We start from the raw sequence: 13,556 nt of genomic DNA on the forward strand, positions 1-13,556 counted from the left end.
GGGCTGATGAGCAAGGACTTTCGCTTTTCCATCGGTATCCACGCCGTCAAGTCGCGTACGGCACTGCAAGAGAAGGCGCGCCGTCTGGAGAGTTGGGGATTCGATGTTCTGTACTTGCCTGACCACCTCGGCGCACCCGCGCCGTTCCCGACGCTGACAGCGATCGCGCACGCCACCACGACGGTCCGGGTAGGCACCTATGTGCTCAACGCATGCTTCTATAAGCCGGCTCTGCTGGCCCGTGACGTTGCGGGCGTCGATCTGCTCAGCGATGGCCGCCTTGAAGTCGGGCTCGGCGCCGGCTATGTGCGCGAAGAATTCGAGGCGGCCGAACTGCCCTACCCCAGCGCGGGACGGCGCGTCGAGTACCTCGAACATGTGACGGCCTACCTCAAAAAGCACCTGCCCAGCGTGCCGATTCTCATCGCCGGCAACGGCGACCGGCTGCTGACTGTGGCGGCCCGGCATGCCGACATCGTTGGGCTCACCGGCGCCAACACCCGCGGCGCCGGCGACCCGCTGGCCGAACGCATCGAGTTCGTCCGCGCCGCGGCCGATGACCGGGATCTCGAATTGAACCTCGCGATTACCGCGGTGCCAGCCGACAACTCCGGGAGGCCCGACCTCTCCTTGACTCGCAGATACGCGCCGACATTGTCCGACGAGCAGCTGCTGGCGCTGCCGGCTGTGCTGAGCGGGTCGCCCCGCGATATGGCCGACAGGTTGCGCGGGTACCGCGAAACGTACGGACTGACCTCATTCACCGTCCAGGAAGACCACGCCGAAAGTTTCGCCGAGGTGATCGCGGAGCTGCGGTGAGCATCGCGGGTAAGCTGCGAGCCGGTCGGCCCTCGTAGCTCAGGGGATAGAGCACGGCTCTCCTAAAGCCGGTGTCGCAGGTTCGAATCCTGCCGGGGGCACCCATTTGCGTGTATGACCTGGGCTGATGCTTGACATTTCGGCTTCGGGTGATGCCTGACAGTGTTTCGGCTGATGCTTGACAGTTACTTCGGCTGATCCTTGACACTCGCTGAATGAGGGAGTTAAGCGTGGCTGAGCAGAGGTATCAGGCGGTGTTGGCGGTGATCAGTGACGGGTTGTCGGTGTCGCAGGTTGCCGAAAAGGTGGGTGTGTCGCGCCAGACGCTGCCCACTTGGTTGGCCCGCTATGAGGCCCAGGGCCTTGAGGGGCTGGTGGATCGGTCGCATCGGCCGGTGAGCTGTCCGCATTAGATGCCGGCGGCGGTGGAGGCGGCGTTGTTGGAGTTCGTCGGTCTGGCCGTATTGGGGTCCGCGCCGGCTGGTGTTCGAGCTGGCCAAACGGGCGGTGAGGCCCGTGGTCTCGGAGTCGGCGGCCTATCGGGCGGTGGTGCGGGCCGGGATGATCGACCCGAATCTGCGGGATCGGCGCTTAAGGAAGTGGAAACGCTGGGAGCGCGGCGCACCGATGGAGCTGTGGCAAATGGACATCGTCGGTGGCTTCCCGTTGGCCGATGGCACCAGCGCAAAGCCGTAACCGGTATCGACGATCATTCCCGGATGTGGGTGTGTGCGGTTGATGGCTCGTGAGCGCACCCGCGCGGTCTGCGACACATTGCGCGGCGCTGGCCAGCTACGGGGCCCCCGAGCAGATCTTGACCGATAACGGCAAGGTGTTCACCGGCCGGTTCGCCCATCCGCCGGTGGAGGTGTTTTTTGATGCGATCTGCCGCCAAAACGGTATTGAGCATCTGTTGACCGCCCCGCGCAGCCCCACCACCACCCGCAAAATCGAGCGGTTCCATCGCAGTTTGCGTGCTGAATTCCTCAGCAACCGAACACCTTTCACCAATCTCAAGATGGCCCAGCAGGCGTTGACCAGTGGGTCGACTACTACAACACCGCTCGCCCGCATCAAGCGCTGAAAATGGTGGCACCGGTCCAACGATTCACACCGGGCGCCGCGATGGCCGTGCCGGGATGCCCGGCGCACATCGGCCAGGACCGTAGCGGCGACGATTGGGTGTCGCGTCGGGTCACCAGCAACGGCGTCATCAGCGTGGCTTGGCAGCAGGTCTGCGTGGGGGCCCACTACGCCGGCGCCCGCTGCGATGTCCACGTCGATGACGACCTGCTGCGCTTTTACATCGGCGACGATCTGGTCAAGACCGCCGCCCGCACCAGCCGCGGCGAGGTAAGAAACAAACGGGCCTTCCGCACCCGCGAACAGGCCTAACCACTAACCCAGAGTGTCAAGGATCAACCGAAACAGAAACGTCAACAATCAACCGACTCTGAACAGGGGCACCAAAGTGCCCCTGCTCCGCCGAACTGATTCATCACCGTTCACGGCGCCGCGCCGTCGCGGTGCTCTTTCGCCCGAACAGTTCAGCCGGCCGGCCCTTGCCCGCGGCGATCGTTGTGCCGGTCGCAACGAGCTTTGGCTCCATGGCGCGCCGGAATGCGTCACGCTGCAGGGCTTCTCCGGCGACTGATTCGTGCGCCAACCGTGGTTGGTGCAGGGTGAATTCGCCGCCGAGCAGTCGGTCGGGGTCCCGCTCAGTGTTCCGCGAGCCAGAGGCCTTTCCCGAACTTGTCGACGAGCTGTGGTCGGGCATCACCGCCAACACCTATCAGAGCTTCGCCCACCAACTGCGCGCTGCCGTCGACGCCGGAGCCTCACAGATCGCCGATCCAGAAGCCAGTGCTGCGGTCGCGATGGCCGCGATGGCCTACTAGCCGATGGTGCAACTGCTGATCGGGCATACACCCGGCGGAATCAGCGCAGACCGCTACCGCGAGGCCTGGGTCCAGCACACCCTGGACGTACTGCGACACAATGCGGCGCAGCCACCCAACGACCCGTAGCCTCCGTAGCGATTCACGCCCCGCATAGCGACCACCACGTAAGGCCACGACCCCTATCGGGTGCCGACGACTCCGACCATCCGACGAGCAACGCCCTCGATTACTGCGAGTACCAACAAGGGCGACACACCCAGCGCGCGGCTAGTCGCATCCGGTCATCGGGCGCCGGCGTATCAGCCGCTAAGCGTCAGAATCGGTAGGTGGTGTGGGTGAAGGTGCCCTTTCCGAACGCGAGCACCTTGGTCGGCGCGACGGCGAACACCATGGCGTCGCCGCCTTCACCGGCGGCGCCGCCCGCCGCCGGTGAGCGTAGGCGTAGATAACCGTGGTGGACTTCGTATTGCCATTGTCCGTCCCATTTGTGCGCCCATGCGTGGGCGAGGCGCTGCAACTTCGCCTGATCGATGACCCGCACAGCGTCGCCTTCGACCACGACGTCGAGGCCGCGGTTCCATTGGTTGCTGCCGGTAGTGAGTATCACGTGCTTGTTCGCGCGTAGGTTGTAGGCCTTCTGTTCTTCAGCGCCGGTTCCGAAATGCAGCGCACCGTCGAGCCAGATGGCGACGAGCGGCGTGACATGCGGTCGGCCGTCGGCACGAACCGTGGTAAGCCAGAACAGTTGAGCGTCCTCGGGCAAGCAGCGGGCATCGTCCCAAGCGGTGGCTACAGCGCCGGGCTCGCTGTAGCGGGCGTCCAAGGCCGTTGTCGGTGTGGACATCACAATCCTCCTCGTCTGGATTTGTAATTATGTTGAGCAGCAAGGGCTTTGGACCTCGGCTAGCAAATACCGCACCGTCACTAGGCCGTGGGCAAGACGGCGGCGAGTTGGTCGAGCACGCCCGCCCATCCATTGCGGAACTCATCGAAGTGTTCTGGGGGCAACAGAGAATGTTCGATGGTCATGAGTGTCTGATCGTCGCCGTGCTCCTCGAAGGTAACGGTGACGACACTGCGCGTTGCGGGGTCCCGCCACCTCGATTCGCTCCACGTGAAGCTCAGCCGGTGCGGGCGCTCGATGGCCAGAAAATGGCCGTTCATCCGAACTGCGGTACCTGAATCGTCGATGTCGAAGCACAGGAGCCCGCCCACGTGGGGTTCGAGCGTGATGGCGACAACGCGAGATGGTCGCGGACACATCCACTCTTTCAACGACTCCGGATCCAACCATTGGTCGAACACCACATCGGGCGGAGCCAGCATGACTTTGCGGACGCGGGCAACTGGCGCGTCGTTCACCGCTTACGCCTTTGGTGCCGCAGTCGCGCCGACAACCCATCGGCACGCCGCGACCATAATCGTGTCTGCTCGTCGATCCAGCGCTGCTGCTCGTTGATCCATTTCTGCGCCATTTCTAGCCCGTCCGGTCGCAGACACAGCCAGTGTTCGCGGCCTTGCACGCGTCGACGCACCAGCCCCGCCGATTCCAACACGCCGATGTGCCGTGATACGCCGGCAAACGTCATCGGCAACGGTGCGGCCAAGTCGGTGATGCGCGCGTCCCCCTCGCGTAGCACTTCCAACAACCGACGCCGGGTCGGATCGGCCAGCGCCGCATATGTGCGATCCAACAGCTGATGTTCAACCACCCTGTTGACTATAGCGGCGGACCGTGCTGTGCTGAAGAGCGGATCCTTGACCGAAATGTTGAATATTAATGCGACCGGTATGCGCCGCATTTGGGGTCAAAACCGTTCGCGCAGAAGTGAATCGAGAACCGAACAGCGACGACCAGGGTGCCGCAGAAGTGGAGGCAACAAGGCTACGCGCAAAGCATGATGGCCACCGAACCGCTTCTTGAGCGCACTGCGTCGTGTGCCGATGTGGCACCAGCTACAGGAGCGGTGTACGGACAACGAAACGAAGGAGACGCACATGAGCGATCCGTCGAAGGGCGGGCCGTCGACAGCCCCGGGCGACGACATGCCAGCGCTGCCGGAAGTGGTTGATCGGGCAAGATTTCAAGCCCAGTTGGACAACTTACGGGTGCGGGAGAAGGCACATACTCGCGAAGGTGACGCGATCGCGGCGGCCCGCCGGCGGCTGCCGATGGTGGAAGTGGACCCTGCCATCACCGTTATCGGCGAACGCGGCTCGGTCAGGCTGCTGGAGGTGTTTGAGGATCGCCGGCAGCTCATCGCGTACTACTTCATGTGGCACACGGGTCGTCCGGCAGCCGAGCAGTGCGAAGGCTGCACGTGGGTCACCAGCCAGGTCACCGAGCTGTCTTACCTTCATTCCCGCGACATCACTTTTGCGGTGCTCTGCCAGGGCCCCGATGCGGAGAGCACCCGTTACCGCGACTTCATGGGCTGGGACATTCCCTGGTACTCAGCACAATCGTCCCTTGGCAGGCTGCTCGTCGCGCCCAAAAAAATCGGCAGCATGCACATCGTGTGCTACCTACGCGACGGCGACCGCGTCTTCGAAACGTACTGGACCACCCTGCGCGGCGTCGAAGCGATGGACTACAACTACGCGCTGATGGATCTCACAGTGTATGGACGCCAGGAAACCTGGGAAGACTCGCCTCCCGGGTGGCCGCAGCGATGGGACGTCTCACCCGAGGTAACACGCACCAACGGGCGCCCCACCGCGCAGTGGTCGCGACTGCAAGCTGGACGCTCTGACGACCTCACCATTAGGAGCTGATCTTAACGATGGCAGGCGGGAGTCAAAACACAAGCGCCTACCGCGATGTCGATGTGGCGCTGCCTGACCTTGGCGAGGACTTCGTATCGGAGACGGCCAGTGTCAACGACACGGTGATCCACTACGTCCGAGGTGGGCATGGCCCGACCGTGGTACTAATACACGGGTTTCCGCAGGACTGGTACGAATGGCGACGGATAATGCCGCGGCTGGCTAAGCGATTCACGGTCGTCGCTGTCGATCTGCGCGGTGTGGGCGGATCAGCGCCAAGCGCGTCTCATTACGCCGCAACTGAACTCGCGAGCGACATTCGTCATCTGCTCGACCAGCTCGGGCTCGGCGCCGCCCATCTGGTCGGCCATGACATCGGCGGAAGCGTCGCCTATGCATTCGCTCGCGCATTCCCCGAATGGACCAGCACCGCAATCATTATCGAGGCGCCGATACCCGGCATTGAACCGCGGTTCGACCTCGCGATCGAGGCTCCGATGTGGCATGTCGCTTTTCACATGACCCCAGATTTGCCCGAGGTGCTGGTGGCCGGGCGCCAAGCCGTCTACTTCCGCTACTTCTTCGACGAGTTCACCCAAGAAGATGACGTCATCAGCGACGCCGACGTTCAGCACTACGCCCACGCCTACCGCGACCCGGACCATCTGCCCGCGGCCTTCGAGTTCTACCGCGCCATGCCCGCCAATATGAGCTACAACGCCGAGCAGAAATGCCCCACCGACATACCACTCCTACTCGTCGGCGGCGAGCACCTCTTCGGACCCATGTTCCCGCGGCTCGCCGCGAATCTACGGGCCAACTATGGCTGGGAAAACGTCCAAACCCACATGGTCAAAGGTGCCAAGCATTATCTGCCCGAAGAAAAGCCAAACGACATCGCCGAACTCATCGAACGTCACACCGCCGGTGCGGAGCCGTCCTAACAGGAGACGAGAAAGTCGACCAGTCGGTTATGCGCCGTCAGAACGATTGCCAGCAAGCAGTTTTCGCGACCCAGGCAGGCAACAACAGCCTTCACCCCACAGTCAACGACGCAGACCTCAACAAGCGGCCGCGCTGTCCTGGCGCGACCGCAACGTGCGCTTCCATCGTTGCGACCTACTCGACCCCTCGCCCGGTGCTAAACAGCTCCTCAACGACCTCGACCGCGACCCCACCGCTATCTCCTGGGGCTAACCCGCACTCACCGCTACGGTTACCAGATCAGATAGAAGTGGAGCCAATTACGTCCGTCACAGTGGGGCCAAATCGAGCTGACATTGCCACCGGGGGCCAGTGCCAATGGCCAATCACGTGTCACGATGCAACTGTGGCTAGAGCCCGACATCAATGTCCGCCGACGTCACCATCCGCCCGTAGGCGCCGGTGCCAGGAACACCGCACACTTCGGATACATGCACTCCGCCAGTAGAAACTGAGCGGAGTTGCGTTATGGCCAGTCAGGATGCCGCGGCGCCTCTGGCCCTCCATCGCGCGAGGAGGGGGTAAGCCCTCAAAACAAGGCTCAACAGGATGCTCGTGCCCGCGCTGCTGGGATTGATATATTCACGCATCGAATCAAAGCGCCCGTCGCGGATGTGGAAAACCCAGCAGTAGCCGTCGATCCTGACACGAACTCCGCCGACGAGTGCCCCGTGTTCGTTCCACGACGAGATACTCGTTGTTGGTAAACCAGTTGGTGACATTCACCTTCGACTGGCTATCGTGCGTCCTTCGGCTACCTGCGGCCACGACCGCGCTCATGACGTTGTCGCGGCCTCTCCACGTATGGCCGATGGGCATCAAGGTGAAAGTGCAATCACCGGTCAGTAGCTCGCCGAACCGCTCGTAGTCGTCGTCAGCGACAATGGCTAAGTATCGCTCGATCAGGCTCGTGACGGCGCCATCAGTCTCGGTCACTTCGCCTCCCCTGCAGCTCCTGTCCGTCGTCTCATAGCGTAGAGCGCCGTGCCTCGCCTATCCCGACGGATGCGCGAGCGCTGATCCGTCGGCTGACCATCTGATTCCGATACGACTATTTCGGAGACGAACTCACAGACCTAGACTGCACACGAAGGTCATGCGATGGCCCGACTCGTACACCATCGCGCTGGGCGCAACTCACCGTCGACTCATGCCAAGACTTACTACACCCACCTACTTATTCCAACATCACCAACTAAAAGCCCTTTGGGCACAAGACCAGGACAGGTATGCGTTTCTCAGCTGGAACGACCAGCTGGATCTGCGTAAGTACTACCTCCTAACGCTGGACAAGACCGAGGTTGAACTCGTAGCGCACCGGCGCAACGTCCACCTTGGCGATCCATCACTCCCCCAGCGAGGCGGCCGGGCGTACGCCCTGCTGAGGCGCGGCGAGAAGGCGAAGGTCAGTTACGGCGCGACGCCGAGTGGCCGCTTCATTTCGGTCCGTCCGCTGATGCGGCCGGCGCCGGATCTGCGGTTGCTTGCCAAAGCAGTGCTCTGGATGGCGATCCGCGAAGCCAAGGAACGGGAGAGCAGAGATCGGGCAGCGCAGGACTTAGTCATCATCTGGCTTATGCCAGCGATTCGCCACTGGCGGCCGCAGGGTCACGCCAGCGCGTTTAAGCGCCCGGCTAACGGTGCTGGCTTGTACGCCGAGGAGCTTGGCGACTTCATCAAGTGAAGGGCCTTCGGCGTAGAGCACTTTGGCTTGTTGGGTCAGTTCGGGCGTGCGTTTCAGCTGCGTGCGTGGCTCGATGCCCTTGCGCTTCAGCTGCCGACGGATCGTCTGGCGGTGGACGTTGTACTTGCGCGCACGTTCCAGGGCTGACAAACCAAGCTCATACTGCTCCGCTAGCTTGGCCCGCCCGACTGGCGTCAGCTTGCGGTTCATACGGTAATACAGATGGTAACGCCGTTGACCTGTAGTAATGACGGCCTCCGGTCGTCCGGTAGGTCACGCTGTTCTAAGCGCATCAGTTGACAAAAGGTGTGTTTTGTTGTGAAAGAGATTCACGTAGGAGCACCTATTTCCGCAGCTCAGAGCGGGTTATTCGTCACGGAACCGTTGGCTGGTGTGACGACCACGGGTGGGCGGACTCCAGTTGGGAGGCAATCTGAATGAGCACATCCTCTCGACCGTAGGCGGCGGCGAGCTGGATGCCGATCGGCAGACCCTCGGCATTGCGGTGCAGGGGAAGGCTGATCGCCGGCTGCCCGCTCAGGTTGAACGCCGGCGTGAACGCGGCGAACCGTCCGGCTCGGCGTTGCGGTGCCGTCGGGTGTTCAGGGTCGTTCTCGAACTCCGTCAATGGCAGCGGTGGTTCGGCCAGTGTCGGCGTGAGCAGCAGGTCCCAGCCGTCGGCCCACCACTGCTGCAGGGCCCGCCGGAATGCCCAGCAGGCCTCCTGCTCGGTGGCGTAGTCGACGGCGGTGAGCCGCCGAGCCTGCTCGACGAGCGCCCAGTTCACGGGCTCCATGTCGTTTGCCGTGACCTCGCGCCCGATTTTCTCGCCAATTCCGCGTGCCGCCATCGCCATCTGCGTGGCCCAGAGCGCCATGAACTTGCGCGGCAACGTGGTGTCGGCGAGGCACGTCGGCCACGCCGGCTCGACGATGTGCCCGAGACCCTCCAGCATCGAGGCCGCGGCGCTCGCCGCCGAGACGCAGTCGTCGTGCAGGAAGTCGCCACGCGGATGGACGTCGAGCAGGCCGATGCGCAGCCGACCGGGGTCTGCGCCCACCTCGTCGAGGTATGGCCGTTCGGGCGGCGGCGCGATCACGGCGTCGCCGATCCCGGGACCGCGCACCGCATCGAGCAATCCCGCCGTGTCACGCACCGTGCGGCTGACGCACAGCTCGACCCCGAGCCCCGCCTCGGTGCGCACCGGCCCGACGGTGGTCCGGCCCTGGCTCGGCTTGAGTCCCACCACACCACAGCAGGACGCCGGAATGCGGATGCTGCCGCCGCCGTCCGAGGCGTTGGCAAACGGAACCATTCCTGCGGCCACCGCGGCGGCGGCCCCGCCGCTGGACCCGCCCGGCGTGCGATCCAAGGCCCACGGGTTGTGGGTCGCGCCCCAGGCCACCGGCTGCGCCGTCGGTAGACTGCCCAGCTCCGAGGTGTTCGTCCGCCCTGCGATCACCAACCCGGCCGCCTTGAAGCGGGCGACCAAAGTCGTGTCCGCTGTGTCGATCTTGGCCGCCTCTTTCAACGCCGCATTGCCATTCGACAGGGTCTGGCCGGAGAAGCTTGTGTACAAGTCCTTCAGTAAAAACGGGACGCCGCGAAACGGACCGTCTGGCAGGTTTTTACCGGCGGCCGAACGGGCGTGGTCGAACCACTCGATCACGACGGCGTTCAACGTCGGGTTCGACCGCTCAATCCGCTCGATCGCCGCCTCCAGCAGCTCGCCCGGGGTGATTTCTTTCTTGGCCACCAACTTGGCCTGGTCTGTGGCATCCATCCACCGCGTCTCGTCGGCAAGACCGCCCATGGCTCCCGGTTTTACCACGACCGACATCACGGGCCCGGCACTCTAGGTTATGAGCTAGCCTGTGCCCCAACCAGCGACAGCTGGTCAATCGCCGCGGCTATCAACGACCCGCTGCGCAATCTCAGCCAGCCGTACGTTCATGGTCTGCGATAACTGGCGCAGCATGTCGAATGCGCGCATGGCATCGACATTGAACCGCTCCATGAGGATGCCCTTCGCCTGGCCAATGACGTCCCTACTGTTCAGCGCGGACCGCAGCTGCTCACCGTGCCGGCTGGCCATAATCGCTGCCGCAGCATGGGCACCGAGCACCGAGCCGATCGCTTCTGATTCGGCGGTGAACACGTTGGGCCGCAAGCCGAAGACATTCAAGGCGCCCGCGCTGCGGTCACCGGCGTAGAGCTTGTAGGAAAGACAGCTGCGCACACCTATGTCGCTGACGGCGCGGGAAAAGTTCGGCCACCGGGGTTCTTTTGTGAAGTCGTCGGTGCGCAGCATCAGCTCGTCTTCCGCGGCATCGAGACACGGACCTTCGTTGAATTTCGCTTGTAGCTCATCGACTTTGTAGACGAGATCGGAGGTACCGAAAAGCGACTGGAACTTGCGCCCCGCCGCGACCAGCAACACGCCGGCGGTGTCGGCACCCGGTATCAACTCAACGGCCGCGTCCGTCACCCGCACCAGGACGTCATCGACGTTGCGCGGTGGCGCAATAGAGCGAGCCAGCTCTGCCATGCGCAGCGCCAGCTCGTGATTTGACAGCTCGGCCACACGCAGGGACTTCCCTACGTGCGCCGCATTAAACCGCCGGTGAATAGTGGCGTATCGCCGCCACAATGTTTGTCGATCGTCGCCGAGGGCAATGCGGCTCGAAGGTGGACGGCTAGGTCGACCTGTCCGTCCACTCAGGTCCCGCCGGTTCAGCCCGAGAGCCGGCGGGACCGCCCCCAGCCGCGCCCGCAGGCCTGCGAGCCGGCGCGGCTTACGCACTACCTGCTTTCGGCATCAGTGACGACACCACCGCCCACACCGAACAGCACACCGCAGCAGCCGTGCTGGCAGCGCCGACATACAACCCATAAGCAGCCGACACCGGCGGCTTGACGTTGATGGCGTAGTACCACCATGTCAGCACCCCGATCAGCAGCGAGATGATCAGCGCGGCAATCGAGGCGAGTCTGGGCGAGAGGCCCCGGCCGACCATCGCGCCCGCCACCACGAGGGTCGACGACAGCAACACGATCAACTGGCCAGCGCCGAACCCGGGCGGAAGTCGCAGGCTGCCGATGCTGCCCCCGATCGCGTTCGCCCAGCCGCCGCCGTGGACCGACGTCGTCAGCCACGGCAGCCACGCGCTGACCGCCACGACCGCCGCGAACAACGCGACCAGCCAACCCGGGTGCAAGCGGCGGATCATGCTTGCGACCCTAACTTCCGCCGCTGCCTTCACCACTCGGCCACGCTGCAAGCCGCTGGCCCGGTATGGATCTCTAGGGTGGAGCCCAGGACCCGTAAGGCAGACGTCAAGGCGGTGCGATGACCGAGCTCCCGGATTGGGCTCGCCCGCTGGACCTGGCGCCCAACCCCGAGGGCGGCTGGTTCCGGCAAACGTGGCGCAGCGATGTGACCGTCAGCCAATCCGCGTTGCCGCCGGACTACACGGGCCCGCGCAGCGCCGGAACGGCGATCCTGCTGCTACTCATGCCCGGCCAACACTCGGCCTGGCACACCGTGCGCAGCGCCGAGCTGTGGCTGCACCACCGCGGTAGCCCGCTGCTGCTCGACGTCGGAAGCGAACGGGACAGCGCCACAACACATCTCCTGGGGAGCGACATTCTGGCCGGTGAGCGGCCACAAGTGCTGGTGCCGCCCCGCCACTGGCAGCGGGCCCGCCCCCGCGACGACGAGCCGAGCCTGGTCAGCTGCGTGGTGGTGCCCGGTTTCGACTACGCCGACTTCGGCCTGGGGCCCGCGGAATAGCTTATGGTGACAGGCCCGCTGCTTTCGCCCCGTTAGCTCTGCAGCGACGACAGGTTGAAGACCGCGCCGGTGGGATCGGCGGCCGCCGCCAGCCGACCGTAAGGGGTGTCTTCAGCCGCGCGCAGCACCGCGCCGCCGTTGTCGGTGATCACTTGCAGCGTCTTGTCGACGTCCTCGGCGCCGAAGAAAATACCCCAATTGGAGGGCACATCCCCAGGCAGGCAGCCGGCGCCATCCATCACCCCCAGCAGCTGCTGATCGCCGAACCACGCGGTGGTGTAGCGGAATTCATCGGTGTCGGAGACCTGCTCGGTCCGCCACCCGAACACCTTGCGGTAGAAGTCGACAGGCGCGCGGTAATCGCGTGTGGTGAGCTGGTGCCACACCGGCGCGCCGGCTTCGCCGATCAGCTCGAAACCGCGATGCTCCAGTGGCTGCCACAGGCCAAACGGCGCTCCCGACGGGTCGGTGGCCATGCTCATGAAGCCTTTAGCGGGCACCTCCATCGGCGCAATACACGACGAGCCGCCCGCCGCTGTCAGCGCCGACACCGTGGCCTGGATGTCGGCGGTATGAAGTAGGTGGTCCAGTAGTCCGGAGACTGCCACTCCGGGTTGTTGGCCATTACCCCTGCGACGGGGTGGCCGTCTTTGGCGGCATTAATGTAGCCACCGTAGTCCGGCCCGGCCGACTCGAATGTCCAGCCGAAGACCGTGCCATAGAAGTCTTGGGCACGGTCGACATCCGACGACGTCAGGTCAATCCAGGTGGGCGCGCCCAGCGGCGCACGGTGACGAACGGTCACGATGACCTCCTCGGTAGGTGGGTCCCCGTCATCGGGGTCACCCGTATCGACTGCCGCCGAAGCCGAAACTCATCGCGTGCGGTCAGGTTCCGGCGAACACCTTGACGAACTTCTCCAGTGATTCGCGGATATCGCTCTTGAGCGCGCCGGCAACCAGCATGCCGATCGGCCCGAACAGCGCCGGACCGCCGAGGTGTACGTCGAAGCTGACGACCGATCCGTCACCCTTGGGTTTGACTTTGGCGAGCAGCTTGACCTTGACGCCGCCCACGCCATCGCCGTTCAGCGTCATCGCTTCGGGCGGCTTGTAGTGCACGATCGTCCACTTGATCCGGTTGGGCATGCCCTTGACCTCGACGATCGACTCGATGACGGTGCCCTTCTCCAGCTTTTCGGGCAGCTTGCTGCGCCATACCCGGTGGATAGTCAGCCAGTCCTTGTAGCGGGATAGGTCGGCGGCATGCGCCCACGCCTCTTCGGGCGGCAGCGGTACGTCAATGGATCCGGAGAGTTTTGCCATGGTCAGTTCTGCTGGTCGTGGTCGGCGTCGTCGTTGCAGGCGTTCTTAGCCAACAGGTCTGTGGCTTTATGAAGAAACCCATATGTCGTCCTTACCGTAGCTGACCCTACCTGTCGGTCATTGAGGTCGATTGCGGCGGCCAACGACGAAGCGCAGCACGGCAGAGGGTGCATCGAATCGTTCAGCGACCCTCGCTCCTCGTTGAGCCCGCCCTCAGAACGGTGGGGGCTCGTCGTCAGCCTCGGGTGGGGCTGGTCCGAAGTATGCGGCTTCTCGGGCTTGGC

The 13,556-nt window shown here is 63.9% G+C and carries 20 protein-coding genes, 1 tRNA gene and 2 pseudogenes; 11 read left to right on the forward strand and 12 right to left on the reverse strand.

The genetic code is table 11. The features are described from left to right. Window positions 1–6 precede the first annotated feature (6 nt). The 6 genes and pseudogenes from ACFE99_RS05460 to ACFE99_RS05485 all read left to right on the forward strand — a co-directional run bounded on the left by ACFE99_RS05460 (window position 7) and on the right by ACFE99_RS05485 (window position 2,214). Window positions 7–819, forward strand: coding sequence for an LLM class F420-dependent oxidoreductase (locus ACFE99_RS05460; RefSeq protein ID WP_375483164.1), 813 nt, complete (start codon window positions 7–9; stop codon window positions 817–819). A gap of 28 nt (window positions 820–847) precedes the next feature. Next, window positions 848–920 (forward strand) — tRNA-Arg (locus ACFE99_RS05465). Window positions 921–1,049: 129 nt separating this feature from the next. Beyond that, entirely contained in the window at window positions 1,050–1,232 is a 183-nt protein-coding gene (locus tag ACFE99_RS05470; protein WP_375483166.1) for a helix-turn-helix domain-containing protein, read from the forward strand. A 70-nt stretch (window positions 1,233–1,302) separates the two neighbouring features. Then, a complete protein-coding gene (locus ACFE99_RS05475) occupies window positions 1,303–1,515 on the forward strand; it encodes a hypothetical protein (RefSeq protein ID WP_375483168.1) in 213 nt (70 codons plus the stop codon). 172 nt (window positions 1,516–1,687) lie between these two features. After that, window positions 1,688–1,857: pseudogene (locus ACFE99_RS05480) on the forward strand (hypothetical protein); the annotation flags it as partial. A gap of 48 nt (window positions 1,858–1,905) precedes the next feature. Continuing rightward, the gene (locus tag ACFE99_RS05485; RefSeq protein ID WP_375483204.1) at window positions 1,906–2,214 is read left to right on the forward strand and encodes a hypothetical protein; all 309 of its coding nucleotides are present in this window, start codon (window positions 1,906–1,908) and stop codon (window positions 2,212–2,214) included. Between the two features lie 103 nt (window positions 2,215–2,317). Here ACFE99_RS05485 and ACFE99_RS05490 read toward each other — a convergent pair whose 3' ends face one another. Continuing rightward, entirely contained in the window at window positions 2,318–2,596 is a 279-nt protein-coding gene (locus ACFE99_RS05490; protein WP_375483170.1) for a hypothetical protein, read from the reverse strand. On the opposite strand from ACFE99_RS05490, the gene ACFE99_RS05495 reads away from it, so the two are divergent. Further along, window positions 2,541–2,717 carry a TetR/AcrR family transcriptional regulator C-terminal domain-containing protein gene (locus tag ACFE99_RS05495; RefSeq protein WP_375483172.1) on the forward strand — a complete coding sequence of 59 codons (177 nt, stop codon included), beginning with the start codon at window positions 2,541–2,543 and terminating at the stop codon, window positions 2,715–2,717. The genes ACFE99_RS05490 and ACFE99_RS05495 overlap by 56 nt on opposite strands. A gap of 3 nt (window positions 2,718–2,720) precedes the next feature. Further along, window positions 2,721–2,846 (forward strand): hypothetical protein, encoded by a 126-nt coding sequence (locus ACFE99_RS05500; protein WP_375483174.1) that lies wholly within the window; start codon window positions 2,721–2,723, stop codon window positions 2,844–2,846. A 187-nt stretch (window positions 2,847–3,033) separates the two neighbouring features. On the opposite strand, the gene ACFE99_RS05505 is transcribed toward ACFE99_RS05500, so the two are convergent. The 3 genes from ACFE99_RS05505 to ACFE99_RS05515 all read right to left on the reverse strand — a co-directional run bounded on the left by ACFE99_RS05505 (window position 3,034) and on the right by ACFE99_RS05515 (window position 4,432). Continuing rightward, entirely contained in the window at window positions 3,034–3,564 is a 531-nt protein-coding gene (locus ACFE99_RS05505; RefSeq protein ID WP_375483176.1) for a pyridoxamine 5'-phosphate oxidase family protein, read from the reverse strand. An 80-nt stretch (window positions 3,565–3,644) separates the two neighbouring features. After that, window positions 3,645–4,082, reverse strand: a complete 438-nt coding sequence (locus ACFE99_RS05510) for an SRPBCC domain-containing protein (protein ID WP_375483178.1) — start codon at window positions 4,080–4,082, stop codon at window positions 3,645–3,647. Continuing rightward, on the reverse strand, window positions 4,079–4,432 hold the full coding sequence (locus tag ACFE99_RS05515) for an ArsR/SmtB family transcription factor (protein ID WP_375483180.1): 354 nt from the start codon (window positions 4,430–4,432) through the stop codon (window positions 4,079–4,081). Before ACFE99_RS05515 ends, ACFE99_RS05510 begins: the two co-directional genes overlap by 4 nt. A gap of 286 nt (window positions 4,433–4,718) precedes the next feature. Between ACFE99_RS05515 and ACFE99_RS05520 the strand changes: the two genes are divergently transcribed. Together ACFE99_RS05520 and ACFE99_RS05525 are read left to right on the forward strand one after the other, a co-directional pair. Continuing rightward, window positions 4,719–5,495 carry a DUF899 family protein gene (locus ACFE99_RS05520; protein ID WP_375483182.1) on the forward strand — a complete coding sequence of 259 codons (777 nt, stop codon included), beginning with the start codon at window positions 4,719–4,721 and terminating at the stop codon, window positions 5,493–5,495. 8 nt (window positions 5,496–5,503) lie between these two features. Continuing rightward, window positions 5,504–6,430, forward strand: a complete 927-nt coding sequence (locus ACFE99_RS05525) for an alpha/beta fold hydrolase (RefSeq protein WP_375483184.1) — start codon at window positions 5,504–5,506, stop codon at window positions 6,428–6,430. 634 nt (window positions 6,431–7,064) lie between these two features. Here the strand turns inward: ACFE99_RS05525 and ACFE99_RS05530 are convergent. From ACFE99_RS05530 to ACFE99_RS05550, 5 genes are all read right to left on the reverse strand, one after another. After that, a complete protein-coding gene (locus tag ACFE99_RS05530) occupies window positions 7,065–7,406 on the reverse strand; it encodes a nuclear transport factor 2 family protein (RefSeq protein ID WP_375483186.1) in 342 nt (113 codons plus the stop codon). Between the two features lie 622 nt (window positions 7,407–8,028). Continuing rightward, window positions 8,029–8,364 carry a helix-turn-helix domain-containing protein gene (locus tag ACFE99_RS05535; RefSeq protein ID WP_375483188.1) on the reverse strand — a complete coding sequence of 112 codons (336 nt, stop codon included), beginning with the start codon at window positions 8,362–8,364 and terminating at the stop codon, window positions 8,029–8,031. A 163-nt stretch (window positions 8,365–8,527) separates the two neighbouring features. Further along, entirely contained in the window at window positions 8,528–9,994 is a 1,467-nt protein-coding gene (locus ACFE99_RS05540) for an amidase (protein ID WP_375483190.1), read from the reverse strand. Window positions 9,995–10,051: 57 nt separating this feature from the next. After that, window positions 10,052–10,738, reverse strand: a complete 687-nt coding sequence (locus ACFE99_RS05545) for a GAF and ANTAR domain-containing protein (protein WP_375483192.1) — start codon at window positions 10,736–10,738, stop codon at window positions 10,052–10,054. A gap of 211 nt (window positions 10,739–10,949) precedes the next feature. Further along, entirely contained in the window at window positions 10,950–11,384 is a 435-nt protein-coding gene (locus tag ACFE99_RS05550) for a hypothetical protein (RefSeq protein WP_375483194.1), read from the reverse strand. A gap of 119 nt (window positions 11,385–11,503) precedes the next feature. On the opposite strand from ACFE99_RS05550, the gene ACFE99_RS05555 reads away from it, so the two are divergent. Next, entirely contained in the window at window positions 11,504–11,947 is a 444-nt protein-coding gene (locus ACFE99_RS05555) for a cupin domain-containing protein (RefSeq protein ID WP_375483196.1), read from the forward strand. A gap of 32 nt (window positions 11,948–11,979) precedes the next feature. Here ACFE99_RS05555 and ACFE99_RS05560 read toward each other — a convergent pair. From ACFE99_RS05560 to ACFE99_RS05570, 3 genes and pseudogenes are all read right to left on the reverse strand, one after another. Further along, a pseudogene (locus ACFE99_RS05560) lies at window positions 11,980–12,752 on the reverse strand (VOC family protein). Between the two features lie 82 nt (window positions 12,753–12,834). After that, window positions 12,835–13,272: an SRPBCC family protein gene (locus ACFE99_RS05565; protein WP_375483198.1), complete on the reverse strand. Its 438-nt coding sequence runs from the start codon at window positions 13,270–13,272 to the stop codon at window positions 12,835–12,837. A 2-nt stretch (window positions 13,273–13,274) separates the two neighbouring features. Beyond that, on the reverse strand, window positions 13,275–13,556 hold a 282-nt coding region (locus tag ACFE99_RS05570), incomplete at its 5' end, for a hypothetical protein (RefSeq protein WP_375483200.1).

The organism is uncultured Mycobacterium sp. (assembly GCF_964249325.1).
Classification (GTDB): Bacteria; Actinomycetota; Actinomycetes; order Mycobacteriales; family Mycobacteriaceae; genus Mycobacterium.